Source organism: Actinomyces sp. oral taxon 849 str. F0330, from assembly GCF_000239715.1.
GTDB lineage: Bacteria > Actinomycetota > Actinomycetes > Actinomycetales > Actinomycetaceae > Actinomyces > Actinomyces johnsonii.
The window spans coordinates 74,059-100,768 of record NZ_JH470357.1; the positions used below are offsets into that span (position 1 = coordinate 74,059).

General features: G+C 66.5%; 24 protein-coding genes and 1 tRNA gene. 9 read left to right on the forward strand and 16 right to left on the reverse strand.

Annotation, left to right across the window (positions count from 1 at the left end; translation table 11 throughout):
• Together HMPREF0975_RS11885 and HMPREF0975_RS11890 are read left to right on the forward strand one after the other, a co-directional pair.
• On the forward strand, positions 1–2,360 hold a 2,360-nt coding region (locus HMPREF0975_RS11885), incomplete at its 5' end, for a DUF3418 domain-containing protein (RefSeq protein WP_009234432.1).
• Positions 2,361–2,657: 297 nt separating this feature from the next.
• Entirely contained in the window at positions 2,658–3,593 is a 936-nt protein-coding gene (locus HMPREF0975_RS11890; RefSeq protein WP_009234433.1) for an ABC transporter permease subunit, read from the forward strand.
• Between the two features lie 537 nt (positions 3,594–4,130).
• On the opposite strand, the gene HMPREF0975_RS15760 is transcribed toward HMPREF0975_RS11890, so the two are convergent.
• The 3 genes from HMPREF0975_RS15760 to HMPREF0975_RS11900 all read right to left on the reverse strand — a co-directional run bounded on the left by HMPREF0975_RS15760 (position 4,131) and on the right by HMPREF0975_RS11900 (position 7,738).
• Complete coding sequence (locus HMPREF0975_RS15760) at positions 4,131–4,472, reverse strand: hypothetical protein (protein ID WP_156808279.1); 342 nt, start codon at positions 4,470–4,472, stop codon at positions 4,131–4,133.
• Between the two features lie 441 nt (positions 4,473–4,913).
• Positions 4,914–6,440, reverse strand: coding sequence for a phospholipase D-like domain-containing protein (locus HMPREF0975_RS11895; RefSeq protein WP_009234434.1), 1,527 nt, complete (start codon positions 6,438–6,440; stop codon positions 4,914–4,916).
• 425 nt (positions 6,441–6,865) lie between these two features.
• Positions 6,866–7,738 carry a hypothetical protein gene (locus HMPREF0975_RS11900; RefSeq protein ID WP_009234435.1) on the reverse strand — a complete coding sequence of 291 codons (873 nt, stop codon included), beginning with the start codon at positions 7,736–7,738 and terminating at the stop codon, positions 6,866–6,868.
• 398 nt (positions 7,739–8,136) lie between these two features.
• Between HMPREF0975_RS11900 and HMPREF0975_RS11905 the strand changes: the two genes are divergently transcribed.
• The 5 genes from HMPREF0975_RS11905 (at position 8,137) to HMPREF0975_RS11925 (ending at position 11,276) form a co-directional block, all read left to right on the forward strand.
• Positions 8,137–8,652, forward strand: a complete 516-nt coding sequence (locus HMPREF0975_RS11905; protein WP_009234436.1) for a SprT-like domain-containing protein — start codon at positions 8,137–8,139, stop codon at positions 8,650–8,652.
• Positions 8,653–8,732: 80 nt separating this feature from the next.
• The gene (locus tag HMPREF0975_RS11910; RefSeq protein ID WP_009234437.1) at positions 8,733–9,062 is read left to right on the forward strand and encodes a heavy metal-binding domain-containing protein; all 330 of its coding nucleotides are present in this window, start codon (positions 8,733–8,735) and stop codon (positions 9,060–9,062) included.
• Positions 9,063–9,707: 645 nt separating this feature from the next.
• Positions 9,708–10,265, forward strand: coding sequence for a TetR/AcrR family transcriptional regulator (locus HMPREF0975_RS11915; protein WP_009234438.1), 558 nt, complete (start codon positions 9,708–9,710; stop codon positions 10,263–10,265).
• A 93-nt stretch (positions 10,266–10,358) separates the two neighbouring features.
• Positions 10,359–10,823, forward strand: a complete 465-nt coding sequence (locus HMPREF0975_RS16285) for a hypothetical protein (protein WP_009234439.1) — start codon at positions 10,359–10,361, stop codon at positions 10,821–10,823.
• A gap of 33 nt (positions 10,824–10,856) precedes the next feature.
• Entirely contained in the window at positions 10,857–11,276 is a 420-nt protein-coding gene (locus HMPREF0975_RS11925; RefSeq protein ID WP_009234440.1) for a DUF2218 domain-containing protein, read from the forward strand.
• Between the two features lie 57 nt (positions 11,277–11,333).
• On the opposite strand, the gene HMPREF0975_RS11930 is transcribed toward HMPREF0975_RS11925, so the two are convergent.
• The 5 genes from HMPREF0975_RS11930 to HMPREF0975_RS11950 all read right to left on the reverse strand — a co-directional run bounded on the left by HMPREF0975_RS11930 (position 11,334) and on the right by HMPREF0975_RS11950 (position 16,463).
• Positions 11,334–12,782, reverse strand: coding sequence for an MFS transporter (locus HMPREF0975_RS11930; RefSeq protein ID WP_156808280.1), 1,449 nt, complete (start codon positions 12,780–12,782; stop codon positions 11,334–11,336).
• Between the two features lie 61 nt (positions 12,783–12,843).
• Positions 12,844–13,734: an IspD/TarI family cytidylyltransferase gene (locus HMPREF0975_RS11935; RefSeq protein ID WP_049939913.1), complete on the reverse strand. Its 891-nt coding sequence runs from the start codon at positions 13,732–13,734 to the stop codon at positions 12,844–12,846.
• Between the two features lie 52 nt (positions 13,735–13,786).
• Positions 13,787–14,269, reverse strand: a complete 483-nt coding sequence (locus tag HMPREF0975_RS11940) for a CarD family transcriptional regulator (protein WP_003779424.1) — start codon at positions 14,267–14,269, stop codon at positions 13,787–13,789.
• Positions 14,270–14,409: 140 nt separating this feature from the next.
• The gene (locus HMPREF0975_RS11945; protein WP_009234443.1) at positions 14,410–15,243 is read right to left on the reverse strand and encodes a response regulator transcription factor; all 834 of its coding nucleotides are present in this window, start codon (positions 15,241–15,243) and stop codon (positions 14,410–14,412) included.
• Positions 15,240–16,463 (reverse strand): sensor histidine kinase, encoded by a 1,224-nt coding sequence (locus tag HMPREF0975_RS11950; RefSeq protein ID WP_009234444.1) that lies wholly within the window; start codon positions 16,461–16,463, stop codon positions 15,240–15,242. The genes HMPREF0975_RS11945 and HMPREF0975_RS11950 overlap by 4 nt, the downstream gene beginning before the upstream one ends.
• A gap of 202 nt (positions 16,464–16,665) precedes the next feature.
• Between HMPREF0975_RS11950 and phoU the strand changes: the two genes are divergently transcribed.
• On the forward strand, positions 16,666–17,346 hold the full coding sequence (gene phoU, locus HMPREF0975_RS11955; RefSeq protein ID WP_009234445.1) for a phosphate signaling complex protein PhoU: 681 nt from the start codon (positions 16,666–16,668) through the stop codon (positions 17,344–17,346).
• 124 nt (positions 17,347–17,470) lie between these two features.
• Here the strand turns inward: phoU and HMPREF0975_RS11960 are convergent, their stop codons facing one another.
• From HMPREF0975_RS11960 to HMPREF0975_RS15765, 5 genes are all read right to left on the reverse strand, one after another.
• On the reverse strand, positions 17,471–18,208 hold the full coding sequence (locus HMPREF0975_RS11960; protein ID WP_009234446.1) for a phosphoglyceromutase: 738 nt from the start codon (positions 18,206–18,208) through the stop codon (positions 17,471–17,473).
• Positions 18,209–18,610: 402 nt separating this feature from the next.
• Complete coding sequence (locus HMPREF0975_RS11965) at positions 18,611–18,940, reverse strand: histone-like nucleoid-structuring protein Lsr2 (protein ID WP_009234447.1); 330 nt, start codon at positions 18,938–18,940, stop codon at positions 18,611–18,613.
• A gap of 77 nt (positions 18,941–19,017) precedes the next feature.
• A complete protein-coding gene (locus HMPREF0975_RS11970; protein WP_156808281.1) occupies positions 19,018–19,326 on the reverse strand; it encodes a hypothetical protein in 309 nt (102 codons plus the stop codon).
• Between the two features lie 225 nt (positions 19,327–19,551).
• Positions 19,552–19,624 (reverse strand) — tRNA-Thr (locus HMPREF0975_RS11980).
• Positions 19,625–19,987: 363 nt separating this feature from the next.
• Positions 19,988–20,152, reverse strand: a complete 165-nt coding sequence (locus HMPREF0975_RS15765; RefSeq protein WP_156808282.1) for a hypothetical protein — start codon at positions 20,150–20,152, stop codon at positions 19,988–19,990.
• A 517-nt stretch (positions 20,153–20,669) separates the two neighbouring features.
• Between HMPREF0975_RS15765 and HMPREF0975_RS11985 the strand changes: the two genes are divergently transcribed.
• Positions 20,670–21,668, forward strand: a complete 999-nt coding sequence (locus HMPREF0975_RS11985) for an asparaginase (RefSeq protein WP_009234448.1) — start codon at positions 20,670–20,672, stop codon at positions 21,666–21,668.
• Between the two features lie 15 nt (positions 21,669–21,683).
• On the opposite strand, the gene HMPREF0975_RS11990 is transcribed toward HMPREF0975_RS11985, so the two are convergent.
• The 3 genes from HMPREF0975_RS11990 to HMPREF0975_RS12000 all read right to left on the reverse strand — a co-directional run.
• On the reverse strand, positions 21,684–23,306 hold the full coding sequence (locus HMPREF0975_RS11990; protein ID WP_009234449.1) for an alpha/beta hydrolase: 1,623 nt from the start codon (positions 23,304–23,306) through the stop codon (positions 21,684–21,686).
• 72 nt (positions 23,307–23,378) lie between these two features.
• On the reverse strand, positions 23,379–25,061 hold the full coding sequence (locus HMPREF0975_RS11995) for an alpha/beta hydrolase (protein WP_232212530.1): 1,683 nt from the start codon (positions 25,059–25,061) through the stop codon (positions 23,379–23,381).
• A 131-nt stretch (positions 25,062–25,192) separates the two neighbouring features.
• On the reverse strand, positions 25,193–26,710 hold a 1,518-nt coding region (locus tag HMPREF0975_RS12000), incomplete at its 5' end, for an alpha/beta hydrolase (protein ID WP_009234451.1).

Sequence of the window (26,710 nt, forward strand, 5' to 3'; positions counted from 1 at the left end):
TGGCCCTGGGACGCAGTGCGGACACGCCCGACGCCGACGCGATCCACCGCTCGCTGCTGGTGGGCCTGCTGTCCAATGTGGGCAACTGGGATGAGCGTCGTCGGGAGTACGCCGGCGCGCGCGGGACCCGCTTCACGATCTGGCCGGGCTCGGGGCTGCGCCGCAAGACCTACGACTGGGTGATGACCGCTGAGCTGGTGGAGACCTCCCGGCTCTTCGCCCGCACGGTGGCCAAGGTGGACTCCCGGTGGATCGAGCAGGTGGCGGATCGGGCGGACCTGACCCGCCGCGTCTTCGGTGAGCCCTACTGGTCGACCCGCCAGGGGGCGGCGATGGTCCACGAGAAGGTGCTGCTCTACGGGATGACCCTGGTGGCGGACCGGCCGGTGACGCTGGCGAGCGTGGGGACGGACTCGGCCCGCCAGGTGGCCCGGGAGATGTTCATCCGCTCGGGCCTGGTGGAGGGCGGCTGGCACGCCCGGCACGGCTTCGTGGAGCGCAACCGGGCTCTCATTGAGGAGCTCCAGGACGTGGAGCGGCGTCGGCGTGAGCACGGCCTGTTGGCCGACGACACGGCCCTGTTCGACTTCTATGACGACCGCATCCCCGAGGAGGTGACCTCGGCGGCGGCCTTCGACGCCTGGTGGAAGGAGCAGCGGCGCACCACCCCGGACCTGCTGGATTTCACCCGCGAGCTGCTGCTGCCCGGAGGGGGTGACGCCAGCGGATTCCCGGACACGTGGGTGCAGGGCGATCTGACCCTGGGCCTGGACTACGTCTTCGAGCCGGGCCGCCCCGAGGACGGGGTCAACGTCCAGGTGCCGGTAGAGGTGCTGGGGCGCCTGACACCGGAGGGTTTCGACTGGCTGGTGCCGGGCATGCGCGCCGAGCTGTGCGTGGCCACGATCAGGGCACTGCCCAAGCGGGTGCGCCGCCAGCTGGTGCCGGCCCCAGACGTGGGTGCCCAGGTGCGGGCCCAGATCGAGCAGGAGTTCCCGACGCCGCCCGGCGCGAGTTGCCCGGAGGTACCCTTCGAGGAGGCCTTCAGTCGGGTGGTGTCCCGCCTCAAGGGGGTGGAGATCACAGAGGCCGACTGGGCCGAGGCCGCCCAGCGGCTCCCGGACCACCTGGCGATGGGCTTCGCGGCCCTGGATGCGCAGGGGCGGGTCATCGATCGCGGCCGGGACCTGGTCTCGCTCCAGCAGCGGCTGTCGGGCAGGACGGAGGCAGCCGTGCGCTCGGTGGTGCGCGGCGCGCTGGCGCAGGCGATGGCCGAGGCGCAGGAGCGCCAGGGAGCGCAGGGCGGGAAGTCCGGCCGCAAGGGGCGCAAGAAGAAGGCCGGGCAGCAAGCTGCCGCCCAGAATCCCGACGGCGCTGCCGGGACCACGGGGACCGCCGGGGCCGGCGCCGGTTTGGAGGAGCGTAAGGGGCTGACCGACTGGCCCAGTGGCGTGCCGGGCCTGGGCGACCCGGACGGTTCGACGATCCCGGCCTCGGTGGAGTCGGCGGGACGGGCCGGCCTGGTGGTGCGCGGCTACCCGGCCCTGGTAGCGGCCTCCGCCAGGAGCGCAGACTTAAGGATCCTGCCCGACGCCGTCGCCCAGCTAGGTGCCCACGGCGCCGGGGTCACGGCGCTGGCGCTGGCCCGCACCGCACTGCCGACGGCCCGGGTGACGAGCCGGTGGAGCGCGCAGGAGTCGCTGATCCTGGCGGCCAGTCCCTATCGGAGTACTGAGGCGCTGGTGGAGGACATGCAGGTTGCCGGGGCGCGAATCGTGGCCGGGCGCTGGGCTGTGTCGACCTCCGGCAGCCCACTGTCAGAGGTGCGCACGCGGGAGGTCTTCGCCTCCCTGGTCGGCGTCATGCGCGACGAGCTCGAGGACGAGGTCTACCGGGTGGCTCGGCAGGCCGCCGCGGCACTCAGGGCGGCCCGGGAAGTGGACCGCGTGGTGAGCGAGCACACCTCGCTGACCCTGCTGGGCACACTCCAGGAGGTGCGCGAGCACGCCGCGGCCCTGATCCGCGATGGCTTCATCACTGTCACTCCACCCGAGTATCTGGCTCATCTGGAACGCTACCTGAGGGCGCTGGTGATGCGGGTGGAGAAGGCGGCCTCGGCGCCGTCGGCCGCCTCCCAGGACGCGGCCCTGGCCTTCCAGGTCTCTCAGGCCCAGGAGGTGGTGGACAAGGCCCGCGCCAAGGCGGCCTCGCTGCCGGCCGATCCGCAGCGCGAGGCCTTGTTGGAGGAGGCCCGTTGGATGGTCGAGGAGCTGAGGGTCAGCCTGTTCGCCCAGACGCTGGGCACGAGCCGCAAGGTGAGCCTCCAGCGCATCACCAAGCTCTGCGCCCAGATCGCCTGACGCCTCAGCGCGCTCACCTCACGAACGCCCCGCCCCTCGCGGACGCGCCATGGGCCTCGAGTTCTGAGCCCACCCATGAGCCCACAGGGACAGTCCACGAGGTCTATGGTGCGTCCGCCCAGGTACCGAGCCATGACGACTCATCATCCCCACAGATGACGCCTCCTCCCCCAGAGGGAGTACCTCCACGCTGCGGATATTCGCCCACCGGGACGATCACGCCGGGTTCCGGCCCTCCTAGCCTGAAGTCATTCAGGAAGAACGACCACCATGAGGATTCCCGAGGATCACCCCACCATGACCACCGCAGCCGCAGCGCCCACCACGGGCCTCACCCGTTTCGAGGCCGCCCAGAAGGCCATCCCGACTACCGCTCACCAGCAGCCGGGCACCGCGCATCAGCGCGCCCTGGAGGCCTCCATCTGGCCGGCCCGGCCGCGTGTGGCCGGCAGACAGTCCGTCGCCGGCGCGGTCCGCGCCGAGTGGCTCAAGCTCCGCACGCTGGTCTCCACATGGATCACCTCGGCCATCACGATCGCCATCATGGTCCTGTTCGGTGCGGGCCTGGCCGTCGGCTACGCCGGTTCTCCAGAGCGGGCCGACGTCGCCAAGGACATGATCTCCTCGGGCTCCACCCTGGGCATGATCGTCGTAGCCGTCCTGGGAGCGCTGGTCGTCACCGGCGAGTACGCCTCGGGCCAGATCCGCTCCTCGGTGGTGGCCGTCCCCCACCGCGGCCGCCTCTTCGCGGCGAAGGCCCTCGTGGTGGCGGCTTTCTCCTTCATCTTGGGAGTCACCTCCGTGCTCCTGTCCTACGCGGTTTCCTACCCGTTCATGAAGGGGCATGCCGGGTCACTCACCAACACCCATTATCTGGGACTCTTCTGGGGAACCGGTCTGTCTTTCACGGTCATCGCACTCATGGCCATGGGGCTGGGCTACCTCACCCGCTCGACGGCGGGAGCCATCACCGTGGTGGTCTCACTTCTGTTCGTCGTCACCATTCCGCTCCAACTCTTGGCCGGCCGCTGGCAGTGGGCGGTCAAAGTCCTGGGCCTGCTGCCCAACACCGTGGCCGACGCTGTCGCCGATCCCTTCAGCCTGTCCCACCACTGGGGCCAGGCCGGGACCGACACCTTCCTCCAGCACTGGCAGGCGATCGCCGTCTTCGCGGCCTGGGCCCTTGTCCCGATGGTGATCGCCGGAGTCCTCTTCACCCGCCGAGACGTCTGAGCCCACCGGCCCACGCGCCCCATAAGACCCTTTCTCCGGTTCCACACAGTCGGCCCCCGCACCATCCCGGTGCGGGGGCCGACGACGTCGACACTTGTTGATCTGCTCGGGTCAGCGCTGGGATTGGTCATCCCGATACTTACGCATCCAGGAGTGCCTGGTCCGGTACAGACGGGCCCCCATCCCCATCAGAACTCCACTCCAACCAACTGCTAGCGCCAGCACCCACGGAGGAATGCCCATTGCAATACCTCTTCACCTTGACAGGCTCATCTGATTCAGAACGGAACAGCCGATATCTCAGTCTTGAGCATCTTCCCCTCGATGTTGATGATTGTCTTTCTGCCGAGTGCGGTAATAACGAATTCCCACCCCAACAGCCATACACAGCCAAAAAATGTTCGCCCCAATAAACCAAGACGGCATGCCATCCACCAAACTCATAGGAAAATCCACAATTTTAACCAGACAGGATCGGACGCAGACCTCCGCATAATCAGCACGAGATCCGCGTCTTCACCCCATCAGAGATCGCCATCAGACACAGATACGTTTGGGCCAAGAAGTGTGATCGGTCCAATACACGAGCGCAGCCCCAGTGAGCCCTTCAGCAGCACCAATACCATTGAGCAACACACCAGCAGGAATACCGACGATCATCCCATCCGCAGCACCTCCAGCGACACCCGTTACCGCGCCAACAGCCATCAGATACCAGCCATAGGCAACAACGGCCGCCTTGGGGATACTGACACACTCGGAAGCGGGCTGCTCAACAGGGTCGGGCTTTCCCGCGACCAGTCGATCATAGGTCTCAACCGCTTTCCGGTAGTCTTCAGGCGACGCTTCCGCCTTATACTCGGCTTGAAGCTCCGCCACCTTCGCCTGCTCAGGACTTTGCGCAACCGGTTGAGGTGCAGCTACAGCCTACCCTGCTGAGCCGAACAACATTCCGACCACCATAACAAAGGCCAACATTGGAGAACCTATCCGCCTCAGCGCTCGCGTCACACCTATCGAGATCTCCCCTTCGAAGTCGTCGAACCCAAGTAGGATACTTGAGTGTTCTCATCCTCGCCATTCACCACAATCTATCGATCGGATAAATGACACCTCCATCATACCGCTCCACACAAACACTCCACATCAGATAATGCGCCAAACATCGGCAGTTCCTACACTTGCCTCTGACAGTCGTTTTCACACAGATCTTTCCAGCAAATCCGACCTTATGACGCAGACGAACCAAGTAGCCACACATTGTGTGTTTTCTACAAACCTGAAGTGCGCCTGGGAGAAATGCTCGCCCCCTGACCAGCCCTACAGCACGGCGGACATGAGGCGGCAGACGTTGTCCACGTAGCGGTTGTACCAGGGCTCGGTGGCCCACACCTCCGGGGTCAGCTCGGTGCAGATGGCCCGGTAGTCGACGTCGTTGACGCGCAGCAGGTCGTCAAGGTCCCCGCCGAAGGCCAGCAGCATGACCTCGTAGTTGAGGGCGAAGGAACGGAAATCCATGTTAGAGGACCCGATGACTCCGACCTCGTCGTCGACCGTCATGTACTTCGAGTGCAGGACGGTCGGCGACGGGTAAAGGTAGATCCGCACCCCGGCGGCCAGAAGCGCTGAGTAGTAGGAGCGCTGGGCGTGGCTGACGATGAACTGGTCGGACTCCTTGCCCACGAACAGCTCGACCTCCACCCCCCGGTAGGCTGCCGACGTCATCGCGGACAGGAGCGCCTCGTCGGGGATGAAGTAGGGGCTGGTAATGGACACGCGCCGCTTGGCCCCATTGATGAGCGCCAGGAACATCCGCAGGTTTGGCTCGGTGGGGTATCCGGGACCGGAGGGGACGAGCTGCATGGCGTTGACGACTGCGTCGGGCCGCCCCGGCCGGGGAGCCGGCGTCCCTATCGGGATCCCCGGCAGACCCGCCATCTCCGGCAGCATTTCCACGGGCGTTCCCAGGGCAAGGTCGAAGGCCTCGAGCTGCTCGCCAGCCTCGAAGTACCAGTCCATGGCGAAGACAGCCTGGGCCTCCAGGACGATCTCGCCGGTGACCTCCACGGACAGGTCCTCCCAGCGGCGCCCGGCCCGCACGTTGCGCCGGGTCCGGTAGGTGGGGTCGATGACGTTGTGGCTGCCGATGAAGGCCTTCTCACCGTCGATGACCAGGATCTTGCGGTGGTTGCGCAGGTCCGGGCGGCGCCAGCGCCGCTTGAGCGGCAGCAGGGGCATCATGAGCCGCCAGCGGATGCCGGCGTCGGTCATGCGCTGGCAGAACTGCTTCCAGCCGGGGTACTTGCGGCTGCCCAGGTGGTCCAGCAGGAGGCGCACCGTGACCCCTCGGGCCACCGCGCGCTCCAGGGACGCGAAGAAGACGTCGGTGACCTCGTCCCAGCTCATGATGTAGAACTCGACGTGGACGTGGTCGGTGGCGGCATCAACAGCGCGGGCCATGGCCTCGTAGGTGGCGGCGGGCTCGGCATGAACGGCCACCACTTCCCCGCTGACGCAGGGCAGCCCAGTGAGCCTGCGGTTCATGCGCAGTGCTCCGGCCAGGTAGGTCGAGGGCCGCGCCCCCTTGGGCAGGTCAGGCATGGCGCGGGTGTAGTCGAGGGTGATCTCGTTGACGGTGTGCTGTTGGCGGCGGCGGGTGCCGTGGACCCACGGGCTGCCGATGAGCAGGTAGAGCGGGAGTCCCACCAGGGGCAGCAGGAAGATAAGCAGAAGCCACGCGGTCGACGACGACGGACGGCGGTTCTCCGGAACCGTGCCCAGCGCGGCGATCTTGATGAGGTACTCGATGACGACCCAGGTGGTCGCCAGTACCGGCGGCAGCGTCATGTTCGCATCATGTCATGCCACGGGAGCAGTCCCTGGAAAGAAGCCTGGGCGCGGACCGGATGGTCCTGCGCCCAGGCACTGCGAAGGCCCGCCCCGGTTAAAATACCGGGCCGGGCCCTTCGCAACGAGGTCGCTCACCGGTTCCCATTCGGCAGCGGGTCCTCCTTCACCGAAACGTCCGAGCACATTCCCTTGGCTGTGGCCCAGACTCGATAGTGGCCGGTCTGCAGTACTCCCCAGTACCTCGCGGTCGCCACCGTTCAGTGGTGACTCTGACTCTGCCGACGCAGTCTGAGAGAAGCCTGGAAATAACGCATCTAAATGGTGACGCTTGGTGACGATATGGTTACGACCTCCTGAGTGCACCGACACCACACCCCAGGATCGTTGAAATGACGGCGTTTCAGAGACTAGCTCGGGAGCGGCTAGCCCGACGTCGGACTCCCGAAGAGCGCCTTGAAGTAGCCGTAGAAGTTCCAGTTGCCCCACGAGGTGCACTGGTCGCCTCCGCTACCGGCGGCCTCGTTGGGCTGGAAGGGCGTGTAATTGTACAGACCGGCCGTCGCCTGGTTCGCCACCGTGACCTCACCACTGCCACACTGCGTGTCGGGCGAGTAGGCGATCCGGGTGGGACGCTGAGCCACCACGTCATAGGTCTCCGGGCTGATGCGGTAGCGCTGGAACTGGGAGGCCGCCCCGTAGAGCTGGGGGAAGAAACCGGCCCACTGAGGATCGCAGGTTCCATGATCGGGGCAGGCGTAGCCGGCCGCGGCCTCGTAGTCGCGGGCACTCAGGGTTCGGCCCGAGGCGGTGAGCAGCCCCTGCTCCTTGTGGATGAGCACCAGGAGAACCTGGGGGTTGATGTCGCACGCCTGCGAGACCTCCCAGACGACATCGGCCGCGCTAAGACCCGAGGCGGCCTTGATGTCGCCGGGGCAGAACGTAGTGGCCTCGCGCTCCTGCATGGAGAAGGTGGCCGTGGCCAGGCACTCGGTGCCATCACTGCCCGGCTGGCAGCCGGAGTTGACCCGTGTCAGGAAGGCGGCGATCTCCTCGCGCGTCATCGCACCGGAGTCGTAGAAGACCTCGTCGTCGACGATGCGGGTGGCGTCGAACCCGCTCGCGTCGGGCACCAGCGGTGCCGGCGCAGAACTCGTCGCCCCATGAGAGACCCGTCGCCCCAGCCCCATGAGTCCACTGAGCGAGGAGCCGACTGCGCGCACCCCGATCAGGCCCACCAGGAGTGTGACGAGGAAAGCTCCGAGAACCACGCCCACCGGACTGCGCAGGAAGGCCACGACCGCGCGTTCCCCGCTTCGTCTTCTACGCTTGATACTGCTGCGCAGGCGGCCCGGTCGATCACCGCCCCGGCGACTGTGCCCGCGTCCGAAATGAGGGCCCTGACCACCGCTCCGGGCCCGCTCACTGCCGCGTTGCGCCGTCGGGCCCGCGCGGCGCGGAGTGCGGGCGGACTGAGACGAGCCGGAACCGCTCGCACTTCGGCGGTCCCGCGAACGCTGGCTGGAAGGATGCTGGGACATCGGGATCATCGTGTCACACAACGGCAGGACTCACCGCGCCCCCGATGCCAGGACTTCCCGGAATAACTGACCGCCGCGCACTGCCGGCGGGATGCGCCCGGTATCACCGGTGCCGCCGTCGAGGAGGCGGGGCCGCCAGTGCATAGTGTGGGGCCGTGAATCTTCCCGACGTCCTGAGCCTGGCGCACGCCCTCATGGAGGAGGCCGGCGTCGGCGACTGGGAGCTGAGCCTCGACCGAGCGCGCCGCCGGGCGGGCCAGACTGACCATACGAGACGCAGACTCACACTCAGCCGCCACCTCATGAGCCTGTACGACGAACCCCAGGTCCGCGAGACGATCCTGCACGAGATCGCCCACGCCCGCGTAGGCCCCCATCACGGGCACGACGCCGTCTGGGCCGCCGAGGCGACCCGTTTGGGAGCCACCGGACGACGGCTCGTGGACGCCCGGGCTCCGAGGCTGCGGGGGCGATGGGTGGGCAGGTGTCCGGAGGGCCACGAGGTCGATCGGATGCGTCGCCCGTCCTCGCCCGTTTCCTGTTCGCGCTGCGCTGCTCGATTCAGCCTGGAGCACCTGCTGTCCTGGAGCCTCGACGGCGCGCCCGTCCCCCACGAGGAGATCGGCGAGCGCTACAGCCGCCTTCTGAGACTGGCTCGGAGCCAACCGTAAGAAGCGCCCACAGAACATTCCGGGACAGTATGGTCGTGACCACCGGCATCACCGATCAACAACCCGAGGAGGACCAGCCCATGATCGTCACCACTACCCCCACCGTCGAGGGAACCCCCGTCACGCAGTACCTGCGAGTCGTCTGCGGGGAAACCATCGCGGGAGTCAACTTCATCAAAGACATGGCCGCGGGGTTCCGCAACTTAGTGGGCGGTCGTTCCCAGACCTACGAGGGAGAGCTCATCCAAGCTCGGGAGACGGCCCTGGCGGAGATGGTTCAGCGCGCCCAGGAGCTCGGGGCCGAGGGCGTCGTCGGCGTCGACATCGACTACGAGACACTGGGTTCGGACAACGGCATGCTCATGGTGACGGCATCAGGCACCGCTGTCCGCTTCTCCCCCATCTCCTGAGCGATGATGAGCGTCCGCCTTCCCTAAGAGAATCCTTGACTCACCGAATCGACCCGACCGAGAATTTCCCAGATTTTTCCCAGGTTTCTGCCCCTCGTCCTCACAGAATGATGGCGTTACATAGTGTCAACCGCTGGACAGGGACGGTCTCGAGGGTTGGGGAGCCCAATGACGGACTGCATCTCTGAGATGACACCGGGTCATAGGGAGCCCGGCGTGATCGTTTCGGCGAAGGAGGAACCGCCTCCCCGGGTGCATGGGACCCCGGGTTGCAGGTGGGACCTTGCGAGGCTTGGGCCCGCAGCTCGGAAGTCCGAGCTGCGGGCCGAGTCCTTTCCTGGCGACCCCGGCCCTCCGACATGAGCGACCGGCATGACGACTGACGCCGATAACCCCGGTACGCGAACATCACCACCGGATCCGCACACCCCAGCCGCTCCGCAGCACGCGCGCCGCCGGGAACGTCACAACGTCACCGACGTAGGGCACAACCCAGCCGACTCTTGCTCACGTGGCTCACTTTGCGAGAACCGCCCCTCGCTTTGCAACACGAAGAAGTGACTTGTACGGTTGTCTTGGACGTTCGTCCAAGACAACCGTACAAGCACGTCGTTCATCAAGTTTTGAGGACGTTGAGGAGGTTACGTGTCCGATAGGACCTCGACTCGCCAGGAGTTGATTGCCGCCGCGCAGCAGCTCGTCGTTGACGGCGGCTGGGAGATGGTGACAACTCGCCGAGTCGCCGAGCGCGCCGGAGTCAGCCCCGGCCTCGTCCACTACCACGTGGGCAGCATCGAGGGGCTGCGTCGCACCGCCGCATGCGAGGGCGCGCGTAACCTCCTTGAGGGTCCCTTCCAGGAGGCGCTGGAGGCGTCGAACCTCCGAGAGGGGCTGCTGGCCTTTCTCCTCCGCCTTGACCTGAAACCCGACTACCCGGGGGTGGTCCTGCTCAACGAGGCACTGGTCGCAGCCACGCACGACGCCGAGCTGCGCAGTGACCTGGCCACGATGTTCTCCACCTTTCGTGCCCGCCTCGCCAAGCGGCTCGCCGCTCAGAAGGGCGCGCACGCAGGGGAAGCGGAGGCCAGGGCACTCGTTCTGATCGCTGCCGTTGACGGGTTTCTGCTGCAAAGAGCGCTCGACCCCAGCCTCGGTGCGGAACAGCTCGTCCGGGGAATAGAACCCTTCCTGGAACCGCAGTAAGCCACTGATGCTGCTGGTGACCGTACCTGCACCAACAGATGAGACGGCGCGCGTCACAGGCTTGCCGAACGACGACTACACCTCAGGAGTGCCATGATTCAAATTCAAAACCCCAGCGACATCGCCCCGCTGAAAGAGGTCGTCACAGGGCCGTACAAGCGCTTCGGATGGTGGTCTCTGGTCCGCGAGACGCTACGTAGCCCCAGCCTCAGCTACGCGTTCTACCTCACCAACAACACGGTGAGCATCCCCGATCACGACATCGCCCAGCGCGAGCACGCGCAGTTCGTCTCCGTACTGCGCGAGGCCGAGTTGACGAACTGTCAGCGGTTCAGATATCGGTCACGGCGTATGAGGGGTGAGGCCCACTGGAAGCATCGGTTCCTGTGGGCCACCCCACCCACGCCGGCGGACCGCATCGGCCCTGAAGGAGCCACGTGCCGAGTCCCGCGCATTCGCGAGGCTGCTCGCGGCGCACCGCGATACATGATCTCTTATTACTCCTGTTGTCACGCGTGCCGCCTCTCCCCCTGCCTCGCAATGTCAGAGAGTTCGTAGACGTCTTTGATGGAGACGCGTCAGAGTAGGAGCATGACTGACTCAGCACGGCCCGATTTCTCGCGCCGCTCCACCGCCCGCGTGACCACGGACCGTCCGGCCCGGTACGGAAAGCAGCTGACCGGCCACATGGGCCGCAAGATCACCACCGCGTGGGACGAGGACACCGAGACCGGCTCCCTGGCCTTCGACCGCGAGGGAGCAGCCACCGGCGTCGTGGCGCTCTCGTGCCACGACGGCGCCCTCCAGCTCGATCTGACCGCCGACGACGAGCACCTCGAGCGGCTCGAACACGTCGTCGGCATCCATCTGGCCCGTTTCGGCGCCAAGGAGGGCCTCGCCGTGAGTTGGCTCCATCAGGACGGTACGCCGGGAACCACCCAGGGGCCGCTCACGCCGGAGGACCTCGAGCGCATGCGCATCGAGCGAGAGGCCCGCAAGTCCTCATCCTGATCGGGGTTCCCGATTCCTTCCCCGCAAGGCCCTCGCAACGCCGCCTCCCCGAGCCGTCTACGCAGCGGTCTCCTCGTCGGAGACCGGATCTCCCACGCGCAGCATGAGGAGCAGCCCGGTCGCCAGCACAGTGACGATCCCGAGGATCCCCCAGTAGTTCGCCCCCTGACCGACGACGCGCGTGCCCAGGTAGATGAAGATGCCGTACATCATGGGCGCCATGAAGGAGACTGCCCGCCCGGTCGTCGCGTAGAGGCCGAAGATCTCCCCTTCCTGCCCCTCGGGGATGAGGCGGGCCAGGAAGGAGCGGGCGGCTGACTGGGCAGGCCCCACGCAGGCCGACAGGAGCAGGCCCAGCACCCAGAAGGCGACTGTGCCTGCGGTGTGCAGGAAGAACACCAGCAGTCCGGTCACCACCAGGATGATGAGGCTGGCCATGATGACGTTGCGGGGGCCGAAGCGGTCGTCGAGCCGTCCGGCGCCGATCGTGGCGATGCCGGCCACGATGTTGGCGACGATGGCGAAGATGATGACATCGCCCGATGAGAAGCCGAAGGTGTTCTGGGCGATGATGCCGCCGTAGGTGAAGACCCCGGCCAGCCCGTCCCTGAAGACGGCGGCGGCCAGCAGGAACCACAGCAGCCGCGGCTGGAAGTTGTGCAGCTGGAGCAAGGTGCGCCATAGCAGCTTGTAGGAGGTCAGGAACGACTCCCTGCGCTCGACGTTGTGGGAGGCGGCGTCCTCGGGCTCGCTCTCCATGCCGGCACGGTCCCGCCCCGGTTCGGCCGACGTCATTCCCTCACTCGCCTCTCCGCTGCCGCCGGCTCCGGAGTGCTCCAGCTTGCGGGAGCGGTTGATGAGGACGGGAAGCGCGGACAGGCCGAACCAGACCGCCGACACGAGCATGGCCACGCGCACCCCCATTGCGGTCCCAGCGGGGAAGGAGATCAGGGGGCTGGGGCCCACCAGCGCGACGTAGAGGATGAGCAGCAGGACGATACCGCCGAGGTATCCCATCCCCCAGCCCAGACCGCTGACGGCGCCGATCCGGTCCTTGGAGGCCAGATGGTTAAGGATGGCGTTGTAGTTGACTGAAGCAAGCTCGAAGAAGATATTTCCGACCCCCAGCAGGACGATGCCGAGCCACAGGTAGCCGGGCTCCGGCCGCACTAGGAACAGGGCCGCCGAGACCCCGACCACCACTGCGGTGTAGCCCCCGAGCCAGAAAACAGTCCGCCCGGCCCGATCCGAGCGCTGCCCGGTCACCGGCGCCAGCAGGGCGATGAACAGACCGGCGATTGCCAGACCGATCGACAGTGCCGACTCGTTGTCGGCCTTCGCCCCGAAGGAGTCACTAACCAGGTAAACGGTAAAGACGAAGGTGGTGATGACGGCGTTGAAGGCCGCCGACCCCCAGTCCCACAGACCCCAAGCGATCACGGGCCAGGACAGGAGCCGAGTGCTGGAGCCGGCCTGCGTCGGAGCAGGCATCACGGTCGTGCTCATGGGACAGACGATAGAACCATCCACGCCCGAGACGATACCGGAAGGGAAACAGACCCAATCGTCAGTTCTCCCCATCCCGGGGAACCCGGGTACTCGCGCTCGGTGTTCTGCCGGGCTGCTGCTCAAGGAGCAGCTCGGCCAGGGCCAGGTCCATCGGGGTCGTCACCTTCATGGAGCGCTCGTCCCCGGCGACGACGACGACGCGCCCGCCGCAGGCCTCGACCAGGCCGGCATCGTCGGAGGCGGCGAGCGATTCGTCCGCGGCCCGCTCGGCTCCGGCGCGATGGGCCGCGACGAGAGTGCCCGTCTCAAAGCCCTGCGGGGTCTGGACGGCCCGGAGCCGGGCACGCCGGGGCGTGGCGACGACGAGTTCGGGCTCGCCCGCCTCGCGGGGCTCGACCTCCTTGACGGTGTCGGTCACGGGCAGTGCCGGGACCACGGCCTCGTGTCCGGCGCGCACGGCGGCGATCACCCGATGCGTTACCTCAGGCGGCGTCAGTGCCCGGGCCGCATCGTGGACGACGACGACGTCCGCCCGCGGCACCGCAGCCAGGGCCGCGGCAAGTCCCAGGGCCACCGAGGCCTGCCTGGAATGCGATGACCCGGCGACGACTTCGATCCCGACTGCCCGCTCCACCGTCCGATCGGGACTGCCGTCCCGCGATCCTTCTGGAGACTTCTCCAGCGGGCCATCAAGGAGATCGTCGAGTTCCGCGCGGAAGCGCTCGACGTCGTCGGCGGGGGCGGTGATGACGAGATGGTTGATGGCCCCGGAGGCGATGAGCCCGGCCGCCGCTCGTCGCAGGAGGCTGATGCCGCCCACCGGGACGAGTGCCTTGGGGACGTCGGCTCCTAGGCGGGAGCCGGAACCCGCAGCGGTGAGAACGGCGACCGCCCCGCCCGGAGCGGACTCGGGCGGGGCGGAAGGCTGAGATGAAGGAGTGATGCTCACGGGCAGGACGCTACCGCGTGCGCCACCGTCCGAGAACGGTTCTCCGAGCGGTTCAGGAGGCGAGGACCTCATCCAGGCGGGACTCGGCCTCCTCCTCGGGGGTCTTCTGGGCCAGGGCCAGCTCGGAGACAAGGATCTGACGCGCCTTGGCGAGCATGCGCTTCTCGCCTGCGGACAGGCCCCGGTCCGTGTCACGGCGGGAGAGGTCCCGCACGACCTCAGCGACCTTGATGACATCTCCGGAGGCGATTTTCTCCTGATTGGCCTTGAAACGACGCGACCAGTTGGTGGGCTCCTCGGTTAAGGGCGCGCGCAGCACCTCGAAGACCTTTTCTAACCCGGTCTCATCAACCACGTCTCGTACACCGATGAGCTCAACGCTTTCGGCGGGGACCAAGATGGTCAGGTCACCCTGGGCCACCTCAAGCTGCAGGTACGTCTTCTCCTCACCGCGTACCTTGCGCTGCCGGATGTCAATGATCCGAGCGGCCCCGTGGTGCGGGTAGACGACAGTCTCACCGACTTCATAGGTCATAAGGATGACTCTCCAGACTGGTTTGTGGACCTCTAGTTTATCAGGTCATTCCGCGAAAAGATCGGGGAGGTATCTCACAGGGATCACGGCGAGCACGACTCGGGATCGGGATGGGAATGCCACGTCATCGCAAAGGGGGTTCAGCGATCCGAACCGCTGTCGAGGCGATAGCCGAGGCCCCTGACCGTGGTGATGAGAACCGGTTTGGAGGCGTCCGCCTCAATCCTGCCCCGTAGCCGTTTGACGTGGACATCCAGGGTTTTGGTATCGCCCTCGTAATCGGGTCCCCAAAGGCGCTCGATGATCTGGCTACGGGTGAGAACACGATCGGGATGCCGGAGGAACAGCTCTAAGAGCTCGAACTCCCGCAGCGGCATGGCGACTGCCTCGCCGTCGACCCTGACCTCGTGCCTCTCCACATCCATCCGCACCCGTCCGGCCGCCAGAACCTGCTCGGGTTCCTGGGGCGCCGCCCGGCTGCGGCGCAGAACGGCCTTGAGGCGCGCCAGAAGCTCTCGGTAGGAGTAGGGCTTGGTGACGTAGTCGTCGGCGCCGATCTCCAGGCCGACGATCTTGTCCAGTTCGGTGTCCTTGGCGCTGAGCATGATGACCGGAACGGTGGAGGAGCGCCGGATACGAGTGCACACCTCGGTCCCGTCCAGGCGCGGCAGCATGAGGTCCAGCAGGACCAGGTCGATGGGACCGACGCCGCCGGGGCGCCGGGAGGCCTCGAAGATCTCGATGGCGCGCTGGCCGTCCTCGGCCTCGACCACCTCGAAGCCGTCGCGCCGCAGGCCGAAGGCCAGTGGGTCGCGGAAGTTCTCCTCATCCTCGACCAGGAGGATGCGGGTCGGGCCGACCGACGAAGCCGGCGACGCAGTGGCATGTCCCGAGGCCTTCCCCGCGGCCTGCCCTGTGACCGGCACCGTGGCCGACACCGTGGTCGACACCGTGGAGGGCTCGGCGGGGCTCATGACGCACTCCTCGCGGACTGACCGGCTGCGTCATCCGTGGGGACGCCCTCGGCCGGCTCGCTGTCGACCGGCTCCCCCTCGGGCAGGCGCGGCAGCACGAGGGTGAAGGTCGAACCGCGGCCCGGGACGGACCACAGCTCGACGGTACCGCCATGGTCGGCGGCCACATGCTTGACGATGCTCAGGCCCAGGCCGGTGCCGCCGGTGGCGCGAGATCGCCCCTTGTCGACGCGGTAGAAGCGCTCGAAGACGCGCTCCTGCTCCTCCTTGGGGATGCCGATGCCTTGGTCGACCACGGCAATGCGCACGATCTCGGGGTCCTCCGCATCCAGCGAGACGCCCACCGCAACCCGGGTACGGGGCTCGGAGTAGCGGATGGCGTTGTCCAGCAGGTTGCGAACGGCCGTGGTGATCAGGGCGGCGTCGCCACGGACCCGCAGCCCCTTGGTGCCTCCGGCCACGAGGGTGATCTGCCGGCCGTCAGCCTCGACGCGGACCCGGTCCACGGCCTCGGCGACGACGTCGTCGATGTCGACGACCTCGGGCTCAGCCAGGGCGTCGCCCTCCTGGAGACGGGTGAGCTCGATGATCTCCTGGACCAGGACGCCCAGACGGCGGGCCTCCTTGCGCATGCGCCCGGAGTAGTCGCGCACGAAGTCGGGGTCGTCGGCACCGGCCTCAACGGTCTCGGCCAGCAGCTGGATCGCACCGACCGGGGTCTTGAGCTCGTGGGAGACGTTGGCCACGAAATCGCGGCGCATGGCCTCCACCCGGCGGGCGGCGGTGCGGTCCTCGATGAGGATGAGGACGCGTCCCTGACCGATGCCGGCCACGCGCACCTGGAGGTGGAACTGACCCGCCCCCGGTACTCTCCCCCGGGCCACGGTGACAGCGGCGTCCTGGGCCCGACCCGAGGCCCGTACCCGGTTCACCATCGCCGCCACGGTCGGCTCGACGACGGCGTCGTCGCGCACGATGTTGAAGGTGTAGGCCGATGCCGAGGCGCGCAGGACCTCGTCGTCGTCATCGAGGACGACGACCGTCGAGCGCAGCGCGGCCAGGACGGGGACGGCCGTGTCGGTCCCAGCCAGTCCTGCCAGATCGGCGGCGCTCGTGGCGGCCCTGCGCTCGCGCCGGGACAGGACGATGCCGATCGCCGCCCCCAGGCACACAAGACCCACGGCGGCGGCGATGAGGAGAACGGTGACGGTCGGGCCCACCTTTCCAGGGTAGTTGAGACCCGACGGCGCTTCCCGGCCGGGCCGGCCCCTGGGCGCGCCGCTTGCGGCGGCGTCGCGGGGCTGCTGTGCTTGGGGCCAACATCCTTGACCGCGCCCTCGGCAGAACCGTCGAGCAGCACTGTCGAGCCGCATCATCGATTGCCACGGGCCATCGGCACCCGCCCGGAACAGGAGCAGCCTCATGCGCGCCATCTTCAATCAGGAGCTCAAGCAGCTGGGCTCCGACCTCGAGTCCATGGCCAACCAGGTCGCCACCGCGATCGAACGGGCGGCGGAGTCCCTGCGTGAGGGCGACATCGTCATCGCCGAGCAGGTGATCGACGCCGACGAGCGCATCAACGACCTTCAGCGCGACATCGACGACCTGTGCGTCATGCTGCTGGCCCGCCAGCAGCCGGTGGCAGGAGACCTGCGCAATGTCCTGTCCGCGCTGCGCATGGCCCAGACCCTTGAGCGCCAGGGCGACCTGGCCCGTCACGTGGCGGCGATCGCCCGAGGCCGCTACCCCGAGCCGCCGCTGCCCGAACCGGTCCTGGGACTCATCCTTGAGATGGCGGACCTGGCGGTGCGCGCAGGCAAGGACGTCGCCCGCCTCATCTCGACGCGGGACCTGGAACTGGCCGCCGTCATCCAGTCCAACGACGCCGAGCTCGACGCCCTGCACCGGCGCTCCTTCCAGATGATCCTGGATCCGGCCCACGACCTGAGCCGCCAACAGGTCATCGACGCCGTCCTCATGGGCCGGTTCCTGGAGCGCTTCGGAGACCACTCGACATCGGTGGCCAGCCGCGTGGCCTACCTCGTCTCGGGGGCCTCCATGCCGGAGACGCATGACGCAGAGGACGCCGACGCGCTCCACTGAGCATCCGGGCCCAGCCGGAACCGCCTCGGAGCGGGGAGCGGCACCAATCAGACGGGCGGCGTCGAACCTTGTTTCAGATTCGACGCCGCCCGCGTCATTCACAGGGAGCAGGAAGCCGGTGGCCTCACTTACCCTGGTTGGCCACCGCTGCAATCTTGGCCTCGGCCTCGGGGTCGAGGTAGCGGCCGCCCTTCTTGATCGGCTTGAGAGTCTCCTCGTCGAGCTCGTAGACCAGCGGGATGCCGGTGGGGATGTTGACGCCGGCGATGTCGTCGTCGGAGATGTCGTCCAGGTGCTTGACGATGGCGCGCAGCGAGTTGCCGTGAGCGGCGATCATGACGGTCTTGCCGGTCTTGATCTCAGGAACGATGGTGCCCTCCCAGTAGGGCAGCAGACGCTCGAGAACGTCCTTGAGGCACTCGGTGGCGGGGATGGGCTCACCGGCGTAGCGGGGATCGGTGTCCTGGGAGAACTCGGAGCCCGGCTCGATGGCCGGCGGCGGCACGTCGTAGGAGCGGCGCCACTGCATGAACTGCTCCTCCCCGTACTCGTCGCGGATCTCCTTCTTGTTCTTGCCCTGCAGGGCGCCGTAGTGGCGTTCGTTGAGGCGCCAGTTGCGCTCCACCGGGATCCAGTGGCGGTCAGCGGCGTCCAGGGACAGGTTGGCGGTCATGATGGCGCGGCGCAGCATCGAGGTGAAGAGCTTCTCGGGGAGGACGCCCGCCTCCTTGAGGAGCTCACCGCCGTGGACCGCCTCGGCGCGGCCCTTGTCTGACAGCGGGACGTCGACCCAGCCGGTGAAGAGGTTCTTCGCGTTCCATTCGCTCTCGCCGTGGCGGAGCAGTACGAGGGTGTAAGCCATGGCCCTATCCTGCCAGGCTCACAGGCACGGCGCGAGGTCCTGGAAGTCCTAGAGCCGGCCGGGAGCGGTGGCGTCGCAGGCGTAGACGAGACGTCGAAGCCGGACCCGCATGCGCTGCCGGTACCTCGGTCACGTTCCCCGGGCCGCCACCGCCGGCGCCCAGGTTCCATGCAATACCCATGAGCATCGCGCAGACGCCTCCACACCACCCAATGGCACGATCTCTATGCAACATCTTGTGCACAACGCTCACATGAAGACCATATTCACGTATTGAAAACACAATGATCCTGGTTATGAGCACAAGCGCATAACCAGGACCATTGTGCGAGGTGGCAATAAGCTCGAGGTTGACTCGACGCAGGGTGCCGGCTCGCATGAGCCCGCCGACCCCGGGCGCCCTCAGTTGTTAGGGTGAACCTCGTAGTAGGCCTTGCGAACCTCGGCGGAGACGCGACCACGGTCAGAAACCTCCCGGCCCTGCTCACGGGCCCACTCACGAATCTTCTGAGTGTCGGAAGGACCGCTGGAACGACGACGGCCAGAACTGCGACGGCCGCCAGTACGACGCGCCTTTCCAACCCATTCCTCCAGGGATTCACGAAGAGCGGCTGCGTGCTCATCGTTCAGGTCGATCTCGTAAGTCACGCCATCAAGGGCGAAAGTGACGGTCTGGTTGGCCTCCGACCCGTCGACATCGTCGACGAGGATGACCTGAGTCTTCTGTGCCATGATTCCTCATTCTGATCGGGATGCGGGCCCAAGATGTATCCCGCTGCGGACAACGTTAGATTAAACAATAGTCGTCTTCAATGCAACACGACTTTTTCGCCACCCGCATTACCGATCACCCCCAGCCCCCTTATCTCACAGCGGACCACCACCGACACTCCCCTCCCACGAGGCCTGCACACGGGGAAGAAAACTGTGAAATCACTGATGTCAACCTTTGGAGATCTCCACGAGGCACTGTCGAGCAAACCACTCTCAACCAGCTCCAGCCTCCAGGCCGCCTCGAGGTATCCGATGATCATCTGAACCGCAACCTCATCCCTCCCAGAAGGATCCCAGTTAAGAGGACAGGATTCTCCCAGCCAGAAGAGATTGCCTGCCGCCACCTGAAGCGCCCCTTCAGCCCACAAACGCCCCCCACCAAACCGGTAAAATCCTGCAACCTCCGCTGCGCACCGTCGAACAGCAAGGATTTCAGCGACATGGCCGTTCCGGAAAGCAGCACCCCGAAGTTCCCGTGCCGGAGAAGGCATATGTGTGTCGGAACGCACACGCGGGATGGGGGACGAGCAACACGAAAGCCCCGAGAGAGGCACTCCCGGGGCCGATCGAGCCGCCTGTGGGAATCGAACCCACGACCTATTCATTACGAGTGAATCGCTCTGCCGACTGAGCTAAGGCGGCGCACTGACGTAAGCAGCAGAGTTGAAGATACCGTTCCGGCGACCACCACCGCAATCCAGCACAACGCCACCAGCCGTGTTCCTCGACACAGTTCTCAGCCTCCCGGGTGTCATCGCAACTGCGGGTACTCCCCGCCCTCCTGTCAGCCCCAGCGTTGGAGCATTACTGGATCAGTGCGCATCCTGGACGATTCGGCATAGCACCGCCCGTCACTGCAGCTCGGGTCCCGCTATTCTCCGCACGTCATTCAACCGGCTCCATAAGGGTCTCCAAGACCAGTCTTCGTCCAGCCCCTCCCCCACTCATGCGCCACCCCAGCCGGATTCATCGCAGTTCTCCGTCGCCCTTCCCTCCAAGACGATCTCATCCCAGGACCACGGCGGAACCGGCTACAACAAGTCGCTGAAGAACCGCAACCTCCAGATGATCGCCGCTGACGATTCCGAACGGCAAGATTTTCGGGGAGACGGAGTTCTGGTCCGCGCTCATCCGGGTCACCGCCATCGTGCCCTTCATGACGGTCGTCATCGCCGCCATTGTTACCGGGCTTCACGCCGGCACAGTCTCCAACGGCGATGCGATCAGCGCCGAAGCTCATAACATCCTCGGAGACGGCGGATTCTTCCCCGGGGATTCCCAATCGTCTTCATCCTCACCGTCGGTGAGGTCTTCACCTTCGGCGGCACGCAGATGGCGGGAGTCTGCGCCCCTATGTCAGCGGCATCATTCAGGCCACGGTTCTTAACCCCGCACTGCCCTGGCTCAATGCCGGCCCATCCCTCATCGGGCGTACCTTCGAGATCGTCATGAATCTCGCCCGGATCGGTATTGTCATCGCCCCCTGGGTCCGACATCCCCCGATGGACCATCGTTCGCCATTGTCGTCATGATGGTGTCAGGCTGGAGCGCAGTGCGGGGACGGTTCCGGGGGAGATCCCCCCTCGAAAAGGTCCTCGCCGACGAGGTGGACGGATCCGCGTCCGCCTCACCGCACAGCGCCGTCACATCCGCATCCGACGGCACCTCACCGGCAGGAGCCAGACCCATGCGCGTCCACATCATCTACACCGGAGGCACCATTGGCATGGTGGACTCCCCACACGGCCTGGTTCCCGGGGCCGATCTGGAGGGATGGCTCGCCGTCCTGCTGGCGGACACGTCCCTGGAGCACACGGTGTCGGTGACCTCATTGGAACCACTCATCGACTCCTCGAATGCCACCCCGTCGTCATGGCAGGCGATCGTGGACGACCTGCGCACCCACGCCGCCGCCGATCCACAGACCGCCTTCGTGGTCCTGCACGGGACCGACACGATGGCCTACACGAGCGCCGCCCTGTCCTACGCGCTGACGGACCTGACCACGCCCATCGTCGTCACCGGATCCCAGCTCCCGCTCGGGATCCTGGGCTCCGACGCCGCAGCGAACGTCACCGGCGCGGTCAGGGCCGCCACCTCCGGCCGCGCCGGCGGGGTCTCGTTGTTCTTCGGTCACCGGCTCCTGGCCGGCAACCGGGCGACGAAGTCCTCCTCGTGGGCCTTTACCGGCTTCGAGTCCCCTAACACCGCCCCGCTGGCCATCGTCGGCGCCCCATGGCAGTGGGCCGCGACAGCGCCGACAGGGACGGGCTGGAAGAACACCAAGCCCTACACGCGCCACGACGTCGTCGTGATCGATCTGGCCCCGGGCATCACCGCGAAGCGCCTGGGGGCACTACTGACACCCCCGCCCGAGGCCGTGGTCCTGCGGGCCTTCGGGGTGGGCAACATCCCCTCCCAGGAACCGGGGCTGACCGACGTCGTCGAGCAGGTGATCGCCGCCGGGACCGCCGTCATCGTCACCTCCCAGTGCCACGAGTCCGAGGTGCTCCTGGGACGCTACGAGTCCGGAGATGCGCTGGCCCGCAGCGGCGCCGTCGGAAGCCGCGATATGACCCTGGAAGCCGCCTACGCCAAGGTGCAGTTCCTGCTCTCACAGGGGCTGCGCGGAGTCGAGTTGGCCCAGTGGATGGGGCGCTCCATCGCCGGCGAGCTGCGCGAGTAGCGCCCCATCACCTCATCAGCAGGTCAATCCCTTCTCGGGCATCGTCCCGTTGAGCAGGTAGGTGTCTACGGCGTTCTTGACGCAGTCGTTGGAGCGTCCGTAGGCGGTGTGGCCGTTACCCTTCCAGGTGAGGAGCTGGCCGGTCTCGAGCTGCTGGGCCAGCGCCTCGGACCAGGCGTAGGGGGTCGCCGGATCGCCGGTGGTGCCCACCACCAGGATCGGCGCGGCGCCAGAGGCCGTGATCTTCTCGCGCTTGCGGCTCGACTCGTGGCCCCAGCCCTGGCAGTAGGCGTCGGGGTAGAGCAGCTGAGCGCTGAAGGTGGGGGAGGCCTCTTTGACGGCGGCGGCGTTCTGCTCCCAGGAGGTGTTGTCTCCCTGGACCGGGAAGTCCAGGCAGTTGACCGCCATGAGGGCCTCGGCACTGTTGCCGGAGTAGCTGCCGTCGTCCTGCCGAGAAGCGACGGCGTCGGCGATCGTCAGCAGCATACTTCCGTCCGGGTTGCCCGCGTTGCCCATCGCCTGCGTCAGAGCCAGGTTGAGGGTCGGCCACAGGCTGGTCTGATACATCGACCCCAAGACTCCGTAAAGGGCCAGATCGTAGGTCAGCGGCCGATTGTCATCGGAGGTCGGGATCGGCGCCGTCTTGGTGGACTCCAGGAACTCCCGGATCTGGGAGACGCCGGAGTCGACATCCCCACTCAGGGGGCAGCCCAACTTGGCGCTCTGGCAGTTCTCCACGTAGGCCCGTAGCGAGGCCTCGAAGCCCTTGGCCTGCCCCAGGCTCATATCCTCGGCGCTCAGGGAGGGGTCGACGGCTCCGTCGAGGACCAGGCGACCGGTGTTGGACGGGAAGAGCTCGGCGTAGGTCGCTCCCAGGTAGGTGCCGTAGGAGAAGCCCAGGTAGGTAAGCACCTGCTGCCCATCGACCGCGCGCAGGATGTCGAGGTCCCGAGCAGCGCTGATGGTATCGATATGGTCCAGAAGCCCCGGCGTACTGGTCTTCGACTCGCAGGCCGAGTTCATCTGCTGAGCCCGCTCCACGGTGGCGGAGGCCGACGGCGTCGCCGGGTCATTCGCACCGGCTCGCTCGGCGTCGAGCTCGGCATCGGTCAGGCAGTCGATCGCCGTCGAAGCGCCCACGCCGCGGGGGTCGAAGCCGACGACGTCGTAGGAGCCGACCAGGTTCTTGGAGAAGTAGGAGCCGGCACTCTCGACCAGCTCAATGCCCGAACCTCCCGGCCCGCCCGGGTTAATGAACAAGGACCCGACCGAGTCCCCGCTCGCGGCCCGCTTCTTCATCGCGATCTCGATCGTCTCGCCACCGGGGTTGTTGTAGTCCAGCGGCACCTTGACCTTGGCGCACGTGAAGTCGGTCTTCTCCCCTGACTTCGCCTCGCCCATGCCCTTCTTGGCGCAGGCGTACCAGGAAACCTTCTGGTTGTAGAAGTTCTCCAGCCCGGCCGGGATCGTGGCTGAGGCCGATGCCGTGGCCGGCGAGGCGGTGATCTCCGGATCGTCCTGGCAGGCAGTCAGACCGGTGCACACCATGAGCGCGGCGATCACCGCGACGAAGCGTTTGGTGCGAGGCCGGGGAGAAGTCTCAGTAGTCACGGGGTGCACCCTATGACGCTCAGCCATCGGACTCCTCCTCCTTGAGACGGAATGGGCAGAAGTCCCCATCACACCGCCCCAACACCGTGAGGGCCGGCATCACTCGTCGCCTTTGCAGGTCGTACCCGGTTCGGGCATCGTCCCGTTGATGAGGTAGCCATCGACCGCACGCTGGATACAGGCACCGGATCGTCCGTAGGCGGTGTGACCGTTGCCCTCCCAGGTGAGGAGCCGGCCGCTCTCGAGCTGCTGGGCCATGGCCTGGGACCAGGCGTAGGGGGTCGCCGGATCGCCGGTGGTGCCCACCACCAGGATGGGTGCTGCCCCCTTGGCGTGGATGGGTGCGGGCTTGCGGGTCCCGTTATGTCCCCAGGCCTGGCAGCGCACATCCTGGTTGCTCAAGGAGGCCCCGAAGGTCGGGGAGTCCTGGATGTTCTGGCGGTACTCCTTCTCCCAGCTGGCCATGTCGCCCTGGACGGGGATGTCGAGGCAGTTGACGGCGTAGAACGTCGGTGCGCTGGTACCGGTCGTCACCGGCCCGTAGAGCGTCTGGAAGTAAGAACCGTCCTGTTGGGTGATGGCCTGGTCGAGCGCGTAGGTCAGGAAGCTCCAGTACTCCGAGGAGTACATGAGGCGACGGACGACGACGCGGATCTTGCTGCCGTCCACGGTGGCGTTCGGGTCGGAGGTCTTCAGCGGCGTCTGGTCGGCCGCGGAGATGAGGTCGCGGATCTGCTGGACCCCGGAGTCGGTGTCACCGGTGAGCGGGCAGTTCTGGCCCGCCTGGCCGGCCTGGCACTGCTCAACATAGGTGCGCAGCGATCTCTCGAAGCCCTTGGCCTGGCCGGAGCCTCGATCTCCCAGGGAGAGGCTGGGATCGACGGCTCCGTCGAGGACCATGCGGCCGGTGTTGGACGGGAAGAGCTCGGCGTAGTGGGCGCCCAGGTAGGTGCCGTAGGAGAACCCGGCGTAGTCGAGCTTCTCATTGCCGGACAGGGCCCGCAGAACATCAAGGTCGCGGGCCACCGTGATCGTGTCCACATGGTCCAGGAGCCCGGCCGGTTTGGTACTGGCGGCGCACTGGGCCTCTTCCTGCTTGAAGTCCTTGGTGATCTCGTCGACCAGTGTCTGGAAGCTGATGTTGCCCACGGCCGCGCCGTCGGCGGCGGGGTCCTGGGCGTCATGGAAGGGGGTGGGGTCGGCACCGGCGGCGTCGGCTGCGATGGAGCCGGGGAGCGGATCGTCGACTCCCATCGCCCCCTGAGCGGCTTCGCCGGGCAGTGCTCCGCCGACGACGTCGCAGGTGATCGGGGTGGAGGATCCGACGCCGCGGGGGTCGAAGCCGATGATGTCGTAGGCCTGGTTGAGAGCCGGGGAGAACTGCCTCTCGCTGTTCTCCGCCAGCCCCACCCCGGATTCGCCCGGGCCGCCCGGGTTGATGAACAGGCTGCCCCGATGGATCGAACCGGTGGCCACATGCTTCTTCATGGCAATCTCAATGGTCTGACCATCGGGCTGGGAGTAATCCAACGGCACCTTCACCTTGGCGCACTTGAAGGCCGTCGCCTCCGCAGACTTCTCCATCCCACCGGTGGCACCGCAGTCGTACCACTCCACCGTCTGACCGTAGAAAGACTCCAACCCCTTGGGAACCGCAGCCTTCACAGCCACAGCCGGAGCCGCCGGCACCGCGACAGCAGGAACCGCACCGGCCCCCACCCCCAAACACACACCGGACACAGCAGCCAGCACCCCAGCAGCCAATCGACGACGCCCGGGCATGATGCGGTTCTGGGCACGACGGTGTTTCACATATATTTTCATAATCGTATATTACAAAATGACAACACCGCGTGGGCGCAGTTTGTTACTGCCGCCGAAGAGGCCCCCGGTCGTACCGGCCCGTGGATCGACTACGTCTCATCCCGACAGACCCGTCCCGGCGATGGAAGCTCGCCGGTGAGCAGGTAGGTGTCCACTAGCTGTGTGCACGCGGCCGCGCGACCGTAAGCGACGTGCCCATTGCCCTCCCGGGTGAGCAGTCGACCGGTATCGAGCTGATCGGCCAGGGATCTGGCCCATTCATATGGCGTCACCGGGTCACCGGTGGAGCCCACCACCAGGATGGGCGCCGCCCCCTTGGCGTGGATGGGCGCGGGTTCACGGGTCCCGTTGTGCCCCCATGCCTGGCAGCCAAGATCAACAATCGCCGTCATCCCACCGAAAGTGGGGGCATCATGTTTGATTTCCTGATGCCGCGCCGACCAAACGGCCATGTCGCCGTCGACCGGGTAGTCCAGACAGGTGATGGCCTGGCGGACGGCGGCAGTGTTGACGACGTCGGCCACGGTCTGCTCCGTTATCTGTCGGAAGAGTGAACCGCTGTGCCGGTTGATGGCCTCATCCAAGGAAGAGGTGAGGCTGCCCCAGGTCTGTTCGTCGCCGTACAGGCTGTACATGACCGCGGCTCGGATCTCGGTTCCAGTCACCGGGCGGTTCGGCTCGGAGGACGGCAGGGGCGACTGATTGGCGGAAGCAATGAGATCCCTGACCTGCTGCGACCCGGCCTCGGTACCACCGGTCAGCGGGCACCCCTGACCCGCCTGACACCAGCCGACATAGGTTTGCAGTGCGCGTTCCAGCCCCTTGGTCGCCCCTGCTTGCCGTTCATACAGGGAAATGCTGGGATCGAGGGCGCCATCGAGAACCATGCGGCCGGTGTTGGACGGGAAGAGCTCGGCGTAGTGGGCGCCCAGATAGGTGCCGTAGGAGATACCCAGGTAGTCGAGTTTCTCGTTACCGGATAGGGCCCGCAGAACATCGAGGTCGCGGGCCACCGTGATCGTGTCCACGTGGTCCAGGAGCCCGACCGGCTTGGTACTGGCGGCGCAATCCGCCTCCATCTGGCTGAAGCTCGTCGTGACCTGGGGCGCCAGCTCCTCGAATGCGACATCACCCGACGCCTGGTCGGCGCCACCAGCAGGATCCGTGCCATTGGCCGTGGCGCAGGTGATCGGGGTGGAGGATCCGACGCCGCGGGGGTCGAAACCGATGATGTCGTAGGAGCCCTGCACACCGGCGAAGCCCGTCTCCGCAGCGGCCTCGACGTACTGGACCCCGGACCCACCCGGGCCGCCCGGGTTGATGAACAGGCTGCCCCGATGGATCGAACCGGTGGCCACATGCTTCTTCATGGCAATCTCAATGGTCTGACCATCGGGCTGGGAGTAATCCAACGGCACCTTCACCTTGGCGCACTTGAAGGCCGTCGCCTCCGCAGACTTCTCCATCCCACCGGTGGCACCGCAGTCGTACCACTCCACCGTCTGACCGTAGAAAGACTCCAACCCCTTGGGAACCGCAGCCTTCACAGCCACAGCCGGAGCCGCCGGCACCGCGACAGCAGGAACCGCACCGGCCCCCACCCCAAA

Excerpts from the sequence above, each read along its gene's own strand:
- HMPREF0975_RS11965 (WP_009234447.1), bottom strand. The coding sequence starts at position 18,940 with ATGGCACAGAAGACTCAGGTCATCCTCGTCGACGATGTCGACGGGTCG.
- HMPREF0975_RS11890 (WP_009234433.1), top strand. The coding sequence starts at position 2,658 with ATGACCACCGCAGCCGCAGCGCCCACCACGGGCCTCACCCGTTTCGAG.
- HMPREF0975_RS11925 (WP_009234440.1), top strand. The coding sequence starts at position 10,857 with ATGACTGACTCAGCACGGCCCGATTTCTCGCGCCGCTCCACCGCCCGC.
- HMPREF0975_RS11985 (WP_009234448.1), top strand. The coding sequence starts at position 20,670 with ATGCGCGTCCACATCATCTACACCGGAGGCACCATTGGCATGGTGGAC.
- HMPREF0975_RS11895 (WP_009234434.1), bottom strand. The coding sequence starts at position 6,440 with ATGACGCTGCCGCCGGTACTGGCGACCACCTGGGTCGTCATCGAGTAC.
- HMPREF0975_RS11945 (WP_009234443.1), bottom strand. The coding sequence starts at position 15,243 with ATGAGCCCCGCCGAGCCCTCCACGGTGTCGACCACGGTGTCGGCCACG.
- HMPREF0975_RS11990 (WP_009234449.1), bottom strand. The coding sequence starts at position 23,306 with ATGGCTGAGCGTCATAGGGTGCACCCCGTGACTACTGAGACTTCTCCC.
- HMPREF0975_RS11940 (WP_003779424.1), bottom strand. The coding sequence starts at position 14,269 with ATGACCTATGAAGTCGGTGAGACTGTCGTCTACCCGCACCACGGGGCC.
- HMPREF0975_RS15765 (WP_156808282.1), bottom strand. The coding sequence starts at position 20,152 with ATGACGACCGTCATGAAGGGCACGATGGCGGTGACCCGGATGAGCGCG.
- phoU (WP_009234445.1), top strand. The coding sequence starts at position 16,666 with ATGCGCGCCATCTTCAATCAGGAGCTCAAGCAGCTGGGCTCCGACCTC.
- HMPREF0975_RS16285 (WP_009234439.1), top strand. The coding sequence starts at position 10,359 with ATGATTCAAATTCAAAACCCCAGCGACATCGCCCCGCTGAAAGAGGTC.
- HMPREF0975_RS11930 (WP_156808280.1), bottom strand. The coding sequence starts at position 12,782 with ATGAGCACGACCGTGATGCCTGCTCCGACGCAGGCCGGCTCCAGCACT.
- HMPREF0975_RS11910 (WP_009234437.1), top strand. The coding sequence starts at position 8,733 with ATGATCGTCACCACTACCCCCACCGTCGAGGGAACCCCCGTCACGCAG.
- HMPREF0975_RS11995 (WP_232212530.1), bottom strand. The coding sequence starts at position 25,061 with ATGCCCGGGCGTCGTCGATTGGCTGCTGGGGTGCTGGCTGCTGTGTCC.
- HMPREF0975_RS11960 (WP_009234446.1), bottom strand. The coding sequence starts at position 18,208 with ATGGCTTACACCCTCGTACTGCTCCGCCACGGCGAGAGCGAATGGAAC.